The organism is Streptomyces sp. NPDC059256 (assembly GCF_042753785.1).
Lineage (GTDB): Bacteria > Actinomycetota > Actinomycetes > Streptomycetales > Streptomycetaceae > Streptomyces.
Genome location: NZ_JBHYZO010000005.1, coordinates 323279 through 337862, shown reverse-complemented (window position 1 = coordinate 337862; position 14584 = coordinate 323279). Strand labels below are relative to the sequence as shown.

Sequence of the window (14584 nt, the reverse complement as noted above, 5' to 3'; positions counted from 1 at the left end):
GCAACAACCGCCCTACCCGAAGAATTGTCGGACGTGCTCCAGCCCGTCGATCAGCGCATCGACCTCTCCGGGCGTGGAGTACAGATAGAACGACGCCCGGGTGGTCGCGGGAATTCCGTAGCGCAGGCACACCGGCCGCGCGCAGTGGTGCCCGACCCGGACCGCGATGCCCTGCTCGTCGAGGACCTGGCCCACGTCATGGGGGTGGATGTCCCCCAGTGTGAAGGAGATCGCCGCACCCCGCTCCTCGGCCGTGTTCGGGCCGATGATGCGCAGGTCGGGTACCTCAAGCAGCCGCTTCACCGCGTACTCGGTGATCGCGTGCTCATGGGCGGCGATCTTGTCCATGCCGATCGCGTTGAGGTAGTCCACGGCCGCCCCGAGGCCGACGGCCTGGGCGATCGGAGGCGTACCCGCCTCGAACTTGTGGGGCGCCGGGGCGTAGGTCGAGGAGTGCATGGAGACGGTCTCGATCATCTCGCCGCCACCGAGGAACGGCGGCAGGTCCTCCAGCAGTTCCTGCCGTCCCCACAGCACGCCGATGCCGGTGGGCGCGCACATCTTGTGGCCGGTGAAGGCCACGAAGTCGGCCTGGAGCGCCTGGACGTCCAGCGGCATGTGGGGCGCCGCCTGGGAGGCGTCGATCAGGACCAGTGCGCCGACCTGCTGGGCGCGGCGCACGATGGCGTCGACCGGGTTGTGGGTGCCCAGAATGTTGGAGACCAGCACAAAGGAGACGATCTTCGTCTTCTCGGTGATGATCTCCTCGATGTTGGAGAGGTCGAGATGACCGTCGTCGGTGAGCCCGAACCACTTCAGCTTGGCGCCGGTGCGCTGCGCGAGCAGCTGCCACGGCACGATGTTGGAGTGGTGCTCCATCTCGGTGATGACGATCTCGGTGTCGCTGTCCACGCGGTAGGGCTCATCGGCCCAGCCGAGCATGTTAGCGACGAGGTTCAGCGACTCCGAGGCGTTCTTGGTGAAGATGACCTCGTCGCGGCTGGGCGCGTTGATGAACGACGCCACCTTGTCACGGGCGCCCTCGTACAGTGCCGTGGCCTCTTCGGCGAGCACATGGACGCCGCGGTGCACATTGGCGTGGTGCTGCTCGTAGTAGTCGGTGATCGCATCGATCACCTGGCGCGGCTTCTGCGAGCTGGCGGCGCTGTCGAGGTAGACCAGCTTCTTGCCGTCGTGGATGACCCGATCCAGGATCGGGAAGTCCTTGCGGATCGATTCCGTGTCGAGGAGGCCGTCAAGCCCCTGCCGGACAGTGGTCACAGCCTTCCCCTTCCACTTTCATTGCCGCCCGCGAGGCGCACCCGCCCGCGGCAGATCAGCTGCGGGCCGGTGGCCTCGCGTGCGTCGCTCACTGGGATACGCCGTCCTTGGTGTAAGCCTCGTAGCCTTCGGCCTCCAGCTTGTCCGCCAGCTCGGGGCCGCCGGACTCGGCGATCCGACCGTTGGCGAACACGTGGACGTGGTCCGGCTTGATGTAGCGCAGGATGCGCGTGTAGTGCGTGATGAGCAGGGTGCCGACCTCGCCGGACTCGCGGACGCGGTTGACGCCCTCGGACACGACGCGCAGCGCGTCCACGTCGAGGCCGGAGTCCGTCTCGTCGAGGATGGCGATCTTCGGCTTGAGCAGCTCCAGCTGAAGGATCTCGTGGCGCTTCTTCTCACCGCCGGAGAAGCCCTCGTTGACGTTGCGCTCGGCGAAGGCGGGGTCCATGTGGAGGCGCTCCATGGTCTCCCGGACCTCCTTCACCCACGTACGCAGCTTGGGTGCTTCACCGCGCATCGCGGTGGCGGAGGTGCGCAGGAAGTTGGAGACCGAGACACCCGGGATCTCGACGGGGTACTGCATGGCGAGGAAGACGCCGGCGCGCGCCCGCTCGTCCACGCTCATCTCCAGGACGTCCTCGCCGTCCAGGGTGACCGTGCCACTGGTGATCTGGTACTTGGGGTGGCCGGCGAGCGAGTAGGCGAGGGTGGACTTGCCGGAGCCGTTGGGGCCCATGATGGCGTGGGTCTCGCCCTGCTTCACGGTCAGGTCGACGCCCTTGAGGATCTCCCGGGAGCCGTTGTCGGCCTCGACGGAGACGTGCAGGTCGCGGATTTCAAGCGTTGCCATGGGTGACTCAGGACTCCTGGGTGATGGAGACGAGCACATCGTCCCCTTGGATCTGTACGGGGTATACGGGGACGGGGCGCGTCGCGGGCAGTCCGGACGGCTTGCCGGTGCGGAGGTCGAAGGCGGAACCGTGCAGCCAGCACTCGATCTGACAGTCCTCCACCTCGCCCTCGGAGAGCGAGACGTTCGCGTGGGAGCAGATGTCGTAGATCGCGAACACTTCGCCCTCGGTACGGACGACCGAGATCGCGGTGCCATCGAGTTCCACCCGCTTCGGGGTGTCCTCTTCGAGCTCGCTCAGCCCGCAGGCACGGACGAAACTCATGCGACCGACGCCTCCAGCTCCTGTTCGATCTTGGCGATCAGGCGCTCTTCGACATCGGGCAGCCCGATCTGCTGGACCAGTTCGGCGAAGAAGCCGCGCACGACGAGCCGACGGGCGTCCTGCTCCGGGATGCCGCGGGCCATCAGGTAGAACAGCTGCTCGTCGTCGAAGCGGCCGGTGGCGCTGGCGTGGCCGGCGCCGACGATCTCACCCGTCTCGATCTCCAGGTTGGGCACGGAGTCGACGCGCGCACCGTCGGTGAGGACGAGGTTGCGGTTCATCTCGTAGGTGTCGGTGCCCTCGGCCATCACCCGGATCAGGACATCGCCGATCCACACCGCATGGGCGTCCTGGCCCTGGAGCGCGCCCTTGTACACGGCGTTGGACTTGTTGTGCGGGTTGTTGTGGTCGACGAGGAGGCGGTGCTCCTGGTGCTGGCCCTGGTCCGTGAAGTAGAGGCCGAACAGCTCGGCCTCCCCACCGGTGGACGCGTACGAGACGCGCGGGTGGAGGCGGACCAGGTCCCCGCCGAAGGTGACCACGACGGACTTGAACGAGGCGTCCCGGCCGATCAGCGCATTGTGCTGGGCCACGTGGACGGCCTTGTCGTCCCAGTCCTGCACGGAGACGACGGTGAGCTTGGCGCCGTCACCGATGACGTAGTCGACGTTGGAGGCGAGAACCGCATCGCCCGTGTGGTCGATGACGACGACCGCCTCGGCGAACGCGCCGAGTTCGATCACCTGGTGGCCGAAGGCGGTGCCGCCCTCGCCGTGGACGGCGACGCGGATCGGCTCGGTGAGCACCTGCTCCTTGGGCACGGTGACGACCGACGCCTGCGCGAAGGAGGAGTACGCCTGGGCGGCGACCCGGTCCACGGGCATGCCGGCCTTGCCGAGCCGCGCGTCGTCACGGCCCACGGTCTCGACGATGACGCCGTCGGGCGCGTCGATGACGACCTTCACTCCGCCGCCGTTCGCAACGGCGGTGCCGTTGTGCAGCCCGCCGAGCCGGTCGAGGGGCGTGAAGCGCCACTCCTCCTCACGGCCGTGAGGGACCGGGAAGTCCGCCACGTCGTACGACGGGGGCGCACTCATACGGGTGGCGACGGTCGACTCGGCGGCCACCGCGATCGCGCCGGCGGTGGTGGACCCCGCCGGAATGTTCTGAGCCTCAGCCATGGCTGTCGTCGTGCTCTCTCTCTGCCTTCGGGTCAAGGATTCAGTCGCATGTGGGGCGGGCACGGATGCGCCCGCCCCGGCGGTGAGGGGGTCGGGGTCAGCCGACCGATCCCTCCATCTGGAGCTCGATCAGCCGGTTGAGCTCCAGCGCGTACTCCATCGGCAGTTCCTTGGCGATCGGCTCGACGAAGCCGCGCACGATCATCGCCATGGCCTCGAACTCGGTCATGCCGCGGCTCATCAGGTAGAAGAGCTGGTCCTCGGAGACCTTGGAGACGGTCGCCTCGTGCCCCATGGAGACGTCGTCCTCGCGGACGTCGACGTAGGGGTAGGTGTCCGAACGCGAGATGGTGTCGACCAGCAGGGCGTCACAGAGCACGTTGGACTTGGAGCCGGGCGCGCCCTCGCCGATCTCGATCAGACCGCGGTAGGAGGTACGGCCGCCACCTCGCGCCACCGACTTGGAGACGATGTTGGAGGAGGTGTTCGGGGCCATGTGGACCATCTTGGCGCCGGCGTCCTGGTGCTGGCCCTCGCCGGCGAAGGCGATGGACAGGGTCTCGCCCTTGGCGTGCTCGCCCATCAGGTAGACGGCCGGGTACTTCATGGTCACCTTCGAGCCGATGTTGCCGTCGACCCACTCCATGGTGGCGCCTTCGTACGCGACGGCGCGCTTGGTGACCAGGTTGTAGACGTTGTTCGACCAGTTCTGGATCGTCGTGTAGCGGCACCGGCCGCCCTTCTTGACGATGATCTCCACCACGGCGCTGTGCAGCGAGTCCGAGGAGTAGATGGGCGCGGTACAGCCCTCGACGTAGTGGACGTAGGCGTCCTCGTCGACGATGATCAGCGTCCGCTCGAACTGGCCCATGTTCTCCGTGTTGATACGGAAGTACGCCTGGAGCGGGATGTCGACGTGGACACCCTTCGGCACGTAGATGAACGAGCCGCCGGACCACACCGCCGTGTTCAGCGAGGCGAACTTGTTGTCGCCGACCGGGATGACGGTGCCGAAGTACTCCTGGAAGAGCTCGGGGTGCTCCTTCAGCGCGGTGTCGGTGTCGAGGAAGATGACGCCCTGCTCCTCCAGGTCCTCACGGATCTGGTGGTAGACGACCTCGGACTCGTACTGCGCGGCGACACCGGCGACCAGGCGCTGCTTCTCCGCCTCCGGGATACCCAGCCGGTCGTACGTGTTCTTGATGTCTTCGGGCAGGTCCTCCCAGGAGGCCGCCTGCTTCTCCGTGGAGCGCACGAAGTACTTGATGTTGTCGAAGTCGATGCCCGACAGATCCGAGCCCCAGTTCGGCATGGGCTTCTTGTCGAACAGCCGCAGCCCCTTCAGGCGCAGCTTCAGCATCCACTCCGGCTCGTTCTTCTTCGCCGAGATGTCGCGGACGACGGCCTCGGAGAGGCCACGCTTGGCCGCCGCGCCTGCCGCGTCGGAGTCGGCCCAGCCGAACTCGTACGTACCCAGCCCTTCCAGTTCGGGGTGGGCAGTCTCCGTGGGGAGAGTCATGCGGGGTTCCTCCCGGCCGTGCTTCCAGATGCTGATGGTGTGGTGGTCTGTGAGCTCCCGTGACCGGCCAGATGGGGCCGATTGCGCGGGATGAACGTCGTACAGACACCGTCGCCGTGGGCGATGGTGGCCAGACGCTGTACATGGGTGCCGAGCAGACGGGAGAAGAACTCCGTCTCCGCCTCACACAGCTGTGGGTAGCGCTCGGCCACATGAGCGACCGGGCAGTGGTGCTGACAGAGCTGTTCGCCCTGCTGGGGGCCCGGCGCGCTACGCGCCGTAGCAGCGTACCCGTCGGCGCTGAGCGCCTTCGCAAGCGCTTCGGTGCGCCCCTCCGGGGGCGCGGCCTCGACGGCCTCGCGATAGGGCTCGGCCTGACCCTCGATCCGATCGCGTGCGAATGCAGCGACGGCCGCTTCGCCTGCCGCTCCGCCGCCCGCGGCCTTCTCGATCCAGCGGAGGGCGTCCACGGCCAGCAAGTCGTACGACTGGTCGAAGGCGTCCCGACCGCAGGCGGTCAGGGCGAACACCTTGGCGGGCCTGCCCCGGGTGCGGGCGCCGTAGATCCGCTGTTCGCGGGGTTCGACGATGTTCTCCGCGACGAGGGTGTCGAGGTGTCGGCGGACGGCTGCCTGGGTGAGTCCCAGACGGCCGGCCAGATCGGCGACGGTGGACGGGCCATGGTCCAGGACGGACCGCGCGACCCGGTTGCGCGTCGGATGATCCCCGCGCGTTCCGGTCGCAAGTTCCTCCCTGGGGGACTCGCCAACGTTTTTCACAACACCATTGTTGCGTAATTCCGCTGGACGTGACAACCGCCGTCCGGGCGCGGGGGCGGTGCGCTTCATCACTTAGGGTTACCTAATTAGCCCACTCGCCGGCGGTTGATCAAACCCACTCTGGCCAGGCATTTTACCGGATATTCAGCCCCTGGATCGGGACGCTCGGTGACCTTGATCGTATCCAAGGGGAATTTTTTGCAAGAGGGCCGAAAGCGCAGGTCCAGCCCTCGCCGCTGCCCTTTCCTCGGGAGGATCCGCCATCGTGGCGGAGAAAGTCCGCTCGCTGGCTGTGGACCCGGCGGAAGGGCGAGTGCAACACCAAAAGTTCATTTCGGCCGGTATTCGCCCCTCGCATTCGCTCTCCCCGGGGGCGCGCTCCGAGGAGAGCGAGCACCCGCCTAGACTCCGCATATGCGAAGCGAGCCGGTCGTCCAGATCCGGGGCCTGACCAAGCGGTACGGATCGAAGACTGCCGTCAACGGCCTCGACCTCGACGTCTTCCCCGCTCTGGTGACCGCCGTCCTCGGTCCGAACGGGGCCGGCAAGACCACCACCATCGAAATCTGCGAGGGCTACCGCCGTGCCGACTCCGGCACCGTGCGGGTCCTCGGTCTCGACCCGATCGCCGACGCCGCACGACTGCGCGCCAGGATCGGTGTGATGCTCCAGTCCGGCGGGGTGTACTCCGGTGCCCGCGCCGACGAGATGCTGCGCCACATGGCGAAGCTCCACGCCCATCCGCTGGACGTGGACGCCCTGATCGAGCGGCTGGGCCTCGGCGGCTGCGGTCGGACCACCTATCGCCGGCTCTCCGGCGGCCAACAGCAACGGCTCGCGCTCGCCATGGCCGTCGTCGGCCGTCCCGAACTGGTCTTCCTGGACGAACCCACCGCCGGCCTCGACCCTCAGGCCCGCCGCTCCACCTGGGACCTGGTGCGGGAACTGCGCAGCGACGGCGTCTCCACCGTCCTGACCACCCACTTCATGGACGAGGCGGAACAACTGGCGGACGATGTCGCGATCATCGACGCCGGCCAGGTGATCGCCCAGGGCAGCCCCGAGCAGCTCTGCCGGGGCGGCGCCGAGAACACCCTGCGCTTCACCGGCAGGCCAGGACTCGACGTCGGCTCCCTGCTCAAAGCGCTGCCCGATGGCACCGAAGCGATCGAACTGACCCCGGGTGCCTATCGGATATCGGGCGAGGTGGGTCCCCAACTGCTGGCCACCGTCACCTCATGGTGCGCACAGCACGGGGTCATGCCGGACGGCATCTCCGTGGAGCGGCACACCCTGGAGGACGTCTTCCTGGAGCTGACGGGCAAGGAGCTACGGGCATGACCCGGAACACCATCGCGGGCGGCCCACGGCCGTCCGCCCTCCGTGAGGGGTTGCGCCCATGAGCGCCGGAACGTACGCACCGCGGCCCGGTGCCGCCCCGCTCGGCCGCATGATCGCGGCGCAGACGGTGTTCGAGACGAAGATGCTGCTGCGCAACGGCGAGCAACTGCTGCTGACGGTCATCATCCCGTCCCTGCTGCTCGTGCTGTTCTCGACCGTGGACATCATCGACACGGGAAGCTCCGAAGCGGTCGACTTCCTGGCCCCCGGCGTGCTCGCCCTCGCGGTCATGTCCACCGCCTTCACCGGGCAGGCGATCGCCACCGGCTTCGAACGCCGGTACGGAGTCCTCAAGCGGCTCGGTGCCTCACCGCTCCCCCGCTGGGCCCTGATGTGCGCCAAGACGCTGTCGGTCCTGGTCACCGAACTCCTCCAGATCGCCCTGCTGACGTCCATCGCCCTGGCGCTGGGCTGGTCTCCACGGGGCAATCCGATCTCCGTACTGCTGTTGCTGGCACTCGGCACCGCCGCCTTCAGCGGACTCGGGCTGCTGATGGCAGGAACCCTGCGGGCGGAAGCCACGCTGGCCGCGGCGAACCTGGTGTTCCTGCTGCTCCTGGTGGGCGGTGGCGTGATCGTGCCGCTGGACCGGTTCCCGGACGGTGTGGAGTCGGTGCTCTCCCTGCTGCCGATCTCCGCGCTCTCCGACGGGCTGCGTGACGTCCTGCAACAGGGGGCCGCGCTGCCCTGGGCGGACCTGGGAGTGCTGGCGCTCTGGGCGATTCTCGGCCTGGGCGCGGCGGCCCGCTACTTCCGCTGGGAGTAGCCGCAGGGCCCCGCGGAGCGAAGCCTCCGACGGCTTCGCGGGTGATGGTTCGATGGACGATGTTCCGACTTCCCTGTCCCGGTTGATGTCCGGCGTCTTCCGCTGGTACTGACCCCCGCGCCAGTATGTGCCTACCAAGATCAGTGCGATCTGCGCGTGGGAGGCATGAATGGAGCGGACCGCGGCACTGCGACTGGACGCGGAGTGGACACGGGTCAGATCGGGTCGGGCGGGTGTCGCATCGGCCGCACGCGAGCGGAAGCTGCGCGAGGTGATCGCCGCCCTCACTCCCCACGCGGACACGGACCCCCCGCTCGCGGCCCGACTCGGGCTCCGCTACACCGATCTGGCCCGCCACCACTTCGACGCGGGCCGTCGGACAGCAGCCCTCAGCGCCGTACGAGAGGCGCTGCGACGCTGCGCCGGCCCCGCCGAGGAGGACCCCGAACACGCTCGCTGGTACGCCCATGCCCTGATCAGCCACTCGCTCTACCTCGCCGAGCCCCTCAGCGACGAGTTGGGGCTACCGCGCTACTCCTTCCGTCAGGGCGGCGACCGCCCGCCGGCCGCGGACCGGGCCGACGGCTGCGCCGCGCTCGCGTCCACGCGCCGTGCCATCGAGGTCTGGGAACGGCTCGACCCCCGCGATCCGCGCAACCGTCAGGGGCTGGCCCAGTCCCATGCCTTCCTCGGCGATCGGCTGGAGGAACTCGGCGACCCGGTGGAGGCGGCGGCGTGGGCGGTTCGGTCACAGCGCGAGTTCCACGCCCTGCCACCGGACGTCGGGACGCCGACGACCGTGCGGGCCGCCGCGCTGGAACACCTGGGTGATCAGTTGGAACGCAGGCTGCGGCGCTGCCCCTTCCACGGCGGGCTCACTCGGCTGCACGCCGAGGGTCTGCTTCCCGAACAGCTGCTGCCGCTCGCCGTGGTCGCCGCGCGGGTCGAAGGCGTCGAACCTGAAGTGATCGCGGCCGGACTGGGCCTGGCACTGTCCGAGGTGCGGCGGATGCTGCGGGCGCGCTCATGGCGTGCGGTCTGGCGCTTCGACACCCGGGAGGAGGACGGTGCCCCCTGGACGGCGTTGGCGCACCCGTGGCGCGGTACGGACGCGGTGACGGACCTCAGCGCGGCGGCGGTGGCCGCCGATCTGGTGGACGCCTTCCTGAACGGACCCGTGCGGCCACCGGGGGCGGCGCAGTGGCGGATCGCCGTGTGGTGGGAGGAGGAAGGCCATCTGGACGGCTCCCGCTTCTGTGTCACGCACACGGCGAGCACGGGCACGGCGACCCCTGATGCAGTGCGCTGACCCTGATGCGGCGCGCTGAGAGCCGTAGGTTGGGTCTGCGCTGCTCAGAGCGACGCGCCGGCCGATCCCACCCCTCGTGAAAACATGCACAAGGCACCCGCCTACGATAGGCCCGTGCAGACCCCCCTCGCTCTCATCGCCCAACGCTGGACCGCGTCTCCCCGTATCGTCCGGCGTGCCGCCCTGTCCGCCGTCGTGATGACCGTGCTGATCATCGTCACCGGCGGAGCGGTCCGGCTCACCGGTTCAGGTCTCGGCTGCGACACCTGGCCCAAGTGCACGGACGACAGTCTCTTCGCCACTCCGGAGCAGGGCCTGCACGGTGCGATCGAGTTCGGCAACCGGATGCTGACCTATGTGCTGTCGGCCGCTGTGGGGTGGGCCATCATCGCCGCCCGCTCGGCCAATCCGCGGCGGTACTCCCTGACCCGGCTGGGTTGGGCGCAGTTCTGGATCGTGCTCAGCAATGCCGTCCTCGGCGGTATCACCGTCTGGGCGGGTCTCAACCCCTGGACCGTCGCCGGTCACTTCCTCGCCGCGAACGCGCTGCTCACGGTGGCCGTCATCACCTGGCACCGGGCGGGTGAGACGGATGCGGCCCCTCGTCCACGGGTGCCTCGCCCGGTCCGCCAACTGTCCTGGGCGATCGTCCTCACTTCGGTGGTGCTGATCGTTCTGGGCACCAGTGTGACCGGCTCGGGCAAGCACGCGGGCGACAGCAGCGATGTGCCGCGGATGCCGTGGGACTGGGCGAACGCCGCGCACGTCCATGCCGCTTCCGCCTGGGTGGTCTGCGCACTGGCCCTCGCGATGTGGTTCGTGCTGCGGGTGGTGGACGCGCCTCTCGACATCCGGGCCCGCTCCCGGGATCTGCTGGTCATCCTGTTGCTCCAGGGCGGAGTCGGCTACCTCCAGTACTTCACCGGCGTGCCGGAGATCCTGGTGGGCGCCCATATGTTCGGCTCGGCCCTGATGTGGATCGCCGTGCTCCGGTTGGCGCTGAGCCTGCGGGAGCGCTCGCAGGCACCCGCCTCCGTACCCGCGCAGAGCGGCGACCCCGCGCTCTCCTCGATCTGACGGCCCGGACGGGGCACCACGGGCGGCGGGGTCCAAGACGGCCCTGAGGTCAGCGCCGCGATCCGTGCCCCCGCGGTGACACGCCCCCGCGGTGAACAGCAGTTCGCCCCCACCCGACCGCCCCGCGAGCGCTGCGGACGCGAACAGGGGTACTCCAGCAACGATGCTCGACCGGTGGTGACGGTCTCCGGTGGTCCGGAGGCCGTCTCTCCCGTGTCCTTGCGCGGCCGTCAGTCCTGAGCGGGTCCGCCGACCTGGATGCCCGCCATCCGGGTCCATTCGTAGCGCCCGGTGCGGACCTTGGCCGCGAAGTCCCCGTCAAAGGAGTCGTGGAGCGTGAGGCCGGCCTTCTCGGCGGCGGCCACGGCGATCGCATGGGTGGGAGCGACGAGATCGCCCCAGCGCCCGTCCTCCCCGACGAGGACGATCCGGGTACCGGCCTGTCCCAGGTAGGCGAGTTGCCCTTCGGCGCCCCCGTGGACGCGGGAGAAGGAGCCGATCTCCCGGGCGAGCTTGGCCGCCTTGCGCTCCGCGCGGCGCTCCGACTGCGTGATGTCTGCCATGATCGCGATGCTACTCACGGGTACGCCCGCTGGCGACGGCGGGTGCGCGTGGTGTCTGCCACGCGCAGCGGTCCACCCCTCGTACGGGACGCGTGCACCACGGAAGTGGCCGCCCGCGAAACGGGCCGCACATCAAGCCCCGAAACGCACGAAGCCCCGCACCAAAGGCGCGGGGCCGGCAGGGGCCGTCAGCTGACGAAGGGGTCCACGGCGACCGCCACGAACAACAGCGACACATAGGTGATCGACCAGTGGAAGAGGCGCATCTCCTTGAGCTTGCCGCCCGTCGCACCCGACTTGGCTCGGGCCTGGAGGGCGTGGGCCTCCCAGAGCCACCAACCACCGGTGGCCAGCGCCACCGAGGTGTAGAACCAACCGGTGTAGCCGAGCGGGGTCAGCAGCAGTGAGACCGCGACCATCACCCAGCTGTAGAGGACGATCTGGCGGGCCACCACCTGGTTGGAGGCGACCACGGGCAGCATCGGCACACCGACGCGGGCATAGTCCTCCCGCACCTTCATCGACAGCGGCCAGTAGTGCGGCGGCGTCCAGAAGAAGATGACCAGGAAGAGGATGACCGCGGCCCAGGACATCGAGTTGGTGACCGCCGACCAGCCGATCAGTACCGGCATACAGCCCGCGATGCCGCCCCAGACGATGTTCTGCGAGGTGCGCCGCTTCAAGATCATCGTGTAGACGACGACGTAGAAGAGGAGGGCACCGAGCGAGAGCCAGGCGGACAGCCAGTTGACCAGGAGCCCGAACCAGAGCGTGGAGATGACCGCGAGCGTGAGGCCGAACACCAGGCCCTCACGCGGCGACACCATGCCGGTGACGAGGGGCCGCTGCGAGGTGCGGTCCATGAGGGCATCGATATCGCGATCGATGTACATGTTCAGCGCGTTGGCGCCGCCCGCGGAGAGATAGCCACCGAAGCAGGTGGCGAGCACCAGCCAAAGATCAGGCACACCTTGCGCCGCGAGGAACATCACGGGCACGGTGGTAATGAGCAGCAGCTCGATGATCCGTGGCTTGGTGAGGGCCACGAATGCTTTGACCCTGGCCCCGAACGGCCGGGCGCCGGGGCTGGTCCCAAGCACCCCCGCTGGACGGGATTCGACGGCCGTCACGCACACCCCTGACAGAGACTCCCAGCAAGCCCCGGGCCACAGGAAAGGGTCCGGTCATGGCTTGCGCGTACGACGTCACTTTAGAGGCTGCCCGTGCGCCGCTCCGCACGGGGGTGCGCTCGTGTTGAACGCCCGGCCCTGCCTGCGGCAACGCTCCCACGGGTGGGCCGGCAGCTTCACCGACGGGCCGTCGGCCGTGTCGCGGGTAGGCTCGATGGCGCCCGGTGCTTTCGCGTCACCGGGGGACGGCACGTGGAAGCACGTGCGCAGACATGTGGAGAGGAGCCCTGACCCAGGGTGAGCACCAAGCCGACCACCACAGACCTTGAGTGGACCGATCTGGATCAGCGGGCCGTTGATACCGCCCGCGTCCTGGCCATGGATTCCGTACAGAAGGTCGGCAACGGCCACCCCGGTACGGCCATGAGCCTCGCGCCCGCCGCCTATGTGCTCTTCCAGAAGGTGATGCGCCACGACCCCGCGGACGCGGACTGGACCGGTCGGGACCGGTTCGTACTCTCCGCTGGGCACTCGTCGCTGACCCTCTACACCCAGCTCTACCTGGCCGGTTTCGGCCTGGAGTTGGACGATCTGAAGGCGTTCCGGACCTGGGGCTCCAAGACCCCCGGCCACCCGGAGTACGGCCACACCACCGGTGTCGAGACGACCACGGGTCCCCTCGGCCAGGGTGTCGCCAACGCCGTGGGCATGGCGATGGCCGCCCGCTACGAGCGCGGTCTGTTCGACCCGGACGCGGCGCCCGGCACCTCGCCGTTCGACCACACCGTCTTCGCCATCGCCGGTGACGGCTGCCTCCAGGAGGGCATCGCCGCCGAGGCGTCCTCGCTCGCCGGTCACCAGAAGCTGGGCAATCTGGTCCTCCTGTGGGACGACAACCACATCTCGATCGAGGGCGACACGGAGACCGCGGTCTCCGAGGACACCCTCAAGAGGTACGAGGCGTACGGCTGGCACGTCCAGCGCGTGGAGCAGCAGGAGAACGGCGACCTCGACCCGGCGGCCCTGTACCGGGCGTTCAAGGCGGCGCAGGCGGAGACCGAGCGGCCGTCCTTCATCGCGGCCCGTTCGATCATCGCCTGGCCCGCCCCGCACGCCCAGAACACCGAGGCTGCGCACGGTTCGGCGCTCGGCGAGGAGGAGGTCGCGGCCACCAAGCGCGTCCTCGGCTTCGACCCCGAGCAGCACTTCGAGGTCACGGACGAGGTCATCGCGCACACCCGCGGGGCACTGGACCGGGGTCGTGAGGCGCGCGGCGAGTGGGAGAAGACGTTCGCCGCCTGGCGTACGGCCAACCCGGAGCGCGCGGCCGAGTTCGACCGCGTCCGCGCGGGCGAGCTGCCCTCGGGCTGGGAAGAGGCGATCCCGGACTTCGAGCCCGGCAAGAGCGTCGCGACCCGGGCGGCGTCCGGCAAGATCCTCCAGGCGCTCGGTGCGCTCCTGCCCGAGCTGTGGGGCGGTTCGGCCGACCTCGCGGGCTCCAACAACACCACGATCGACAAGACGTCGTCGTTCCTGCCCGCGGACAACCCGCTGCCGGAGGCCAACCCGTACGGCCGCACGGTCCACTACGGCATTCGCGAGCACTCGATGGCGGCCGTGATGAACGGCATCGCGCTGCACGGCAACACCCGTATCTACGGCGGCACCTTCCTGGTGTTCTCCGACTACATGCGCAACGCGGTGCGGCTGTCGGCGCTGATGCACCTGCCGGTCACGTACGTGTGGACGCATGACTCGATCGGCCTGGGCGAGGACGGCCCGACCCACCAGCCGGTGGAGCACCTGGCATCGCTGCGGGCCATCCCGGGGCTGAACATCGTCCGCCCGGCCGACGCCAATGAGACGGCGATCGCCTGGCGCGAGATCCTGAAGAGGTACACGAAGGAGTTCGGCGTGGGTGCGCCGCACGGTCTGGCGCTGACCCGTCAGGGCGTGCCGACGTACGCGCGCAACGAGGACGCCGCGCGCGGCGGCTATGTGCTGTTCGAGGCCGAGGGCGGCGACGCCCAGGTGGTGCTCATCGGCACGGGCTCCGAAGTGCAGCTCGCGGTCGAGGCGCGGGATCAGCTCCAGGCGGCCGGTGTGCCGACCCGGGTGGTCTCGATGCCGTCGGTCGAGTGGTTCGACGAGCAGGACCAGGAGTACCGGGACGCGGTGCTGCCCCCCGCCGTCAGGGCGCGGGTGGCGGTGGAAGCCGGCATCGGGCTCACCTGGCACCGCTTCGTGGGCGACGCGGGCCGGATCGTCTCGCTGGAGCACTTCGGTGCATCGGCGGACGGGAAGGTCTTGTTCCGCGAGTTCGGATTCACCGCGGACGCGGTTGCCGCCGCCGCGCGGGAATCTCTCGCCGCCGCAGCACGCTGACGCCGTTAAACGACT

13 protein-coding genes are annotated in these 14584 nt (G+C 68.9%); 5 read left to right on the top strand and 8 right to left on the bottom strand.

Features of this window, described 5'->3' with window-relative positions:
- Positions 1-12: 12 nt before the first annotated feature.
- The 6 genes from ACFXJL_RS15390 to ACFXJL_RS15365 form a co-directional block, all read right to left on the bottom strand.
- Positions 13-1281 (bottom strand): cysteine desulfurase, encoded by a 1269-nt coding sequence (locus ACFXJL_RS15390; protein ID WP_329016993.1) that lies wholly within the window; start codon positions 1279-1281, stop codon positions 13-15.
- Positions 1282-1369: 88 nt separating this feature from the next.
- The gene (gene sufC, locus ACFXJL_RS15385) at positions 1370-2134 is read right to left on the bottom strand and encodes a Fe-S cluster assembly ATPase SufC (RefSeq protein WP_329016995.1); all 765 of its coding nucleotides are present in this window, start codon (positions 2132-2134) and stop codon (positions 1370-1372) included.
- 7 nt (positions 2135-2141) lie between these two features.
- Positions 2142-2459 carry a non-heme iron oxygenase ferredoxin subunit gene (locus ACFXJL_RS15380; protein ID WP_358877641.1) on the bottom strand — a complete coding sequence of 106 codons (318 nt, stop codon included), beginning with the start codon at positions 2457-2459 and terminating at the stop codon, positions 2142-2144.
- Positions 2456-3640: a Fe-S cluster assembly protein SufD gene (gene sufD / locus ACFXJL_RS15375; RefSeq protein ID WP_384692554.1), complete on the bottom strand. Its 1185-nt coding sequence runs from the start codon at positions 3638-3640 to the stop codon at positions 2456-2458. Before sufD ends, ACFXJL_RS15380 begins: the two co-directional genes overlap by 4 nt.
- 97 nt (positions 3641-3737) lie before the next feature.
- Positions 3738-5159: a Fe-S cluster assembly protein SufB gene (sufB, locus tag ACFXJL_RS15370; RefSeq protein ID WP_358877643.1), complete on the bottom strand. Its 1422-nt coding sequence runs from the start codon at positions 5157-5159 to the stop codon at positions 3738-3740.
- Positions 5156-5938 carry an ArsR family transcriptional regulator gene (locus ACFXJL_RS15365; protein ID WP_358877644.1) on the bottom strand — a complete coding sequence of 261 codons (783 nt, stop codon included), beginning with the start codon at positions 5936-5938 and terminating at the stop codon, positions 5156-5158. The genes sufB and ACFXJL_RS15365 overlap by 4 nt, the downstream gene beginning before the upstream one ends.
- 414 nt (positions 5939-6352) lie before the next feature.
- Between ACFXJL_RS15365 and ACFXJL_RS15360 the strand changes: the two genes are divergently transcribed.
- The 4 genes from ACFXJL_RS15360 to ACFXJL_RS15345 all read left to right on the top strand — a co-directional run bounded on the left by ACFXJL_RS15360 (position 6353) and on the right by ACFXJL_RS15345 (position 10491).
- Complete coding sequence (locus tag ACFXJL_RS15360) at positions 6353-7279, top strand: ABC transporter ATP-binding protein (RefSeq protein WP_358877645.1); 927 nt, start codon at positions 6353-6355, stop codon at positions 7277-7279.
- 58 nt (positions 7280-7337) lie between these two features.
- A complete protein-coding gene (locus tag ACFXJL_RS15355) occupies positions 7338-8105 on the top strand; it encodes an ABC transporter permease (protein ID WP_358877646.1) in 768 nt (255 codons plus the stop codon).
- Positions 8106-8274: 169 nt separating this feature from the next.
- Positions 8275-9414: a hypothetical protein gene (locus ACFXJL_RS15350; protein WP_384692550.1), complete on the top strand. Its 1140-nt coding sequence runs from the start codon at positions 8275-8277 to the stop codon at positions 9412-9414.
- A gap of 84 nt (positions 9415-9498) precedes the next feature.
- A complete protein-coding gene (locus ACFXJL_RS15345; protein WP_358877648.1) occupies positions 9499-10491 on the top strand; it encodes a COX15/CtaA family protein in 993 nt (330 codons plus the stop codon).
- Between the two features lie 230 nt (positions 10492-10721).
- Here the strand turns inward: ACFXJL_RS15345 and ACFXJL_RS15340 are convergent, their stop codons facing one another.
- Positions 10722-11054, bottom strand: coding sequence for a hypothetical protein (locus tag ACFXJL_RS15340; protein ID WP_358877649.1), 333 nt, complete (start codon positions 11052-11054; stop codon positions 10722-10724).
- A 188-nt stretch (positions 11055-11242) separates the two neighbouring features.
- A complete protein-coding gene (locus tag ACFXJL_RS15335; protein WP_358877650.1) occupies positions 11243-12184 on the bottom strand; it encodes a heme o synthase in 942 nt (313 codons plus the stop codon).
- A 297-nt stretch (positions 12185-12481) separates the two neighbouring features.
- Here ACFXJL_RS15335 and tkt point away from each other — a divergent pair, with 297 nt between their 5' ends.
- The gene (gene tkt / locus ACFXJL_RS15330; protein WP_384692546.1) at positions 12482-14569 is read left to right on the top strand and encodes a transketolase; all 2088 of its coding nucleotides are present in this window, start codon (positions 12482-12484) and stop codon (positions 14567-14569) included.
- Positions 14570-14584 lie beyond the last annotated feature (15 nt).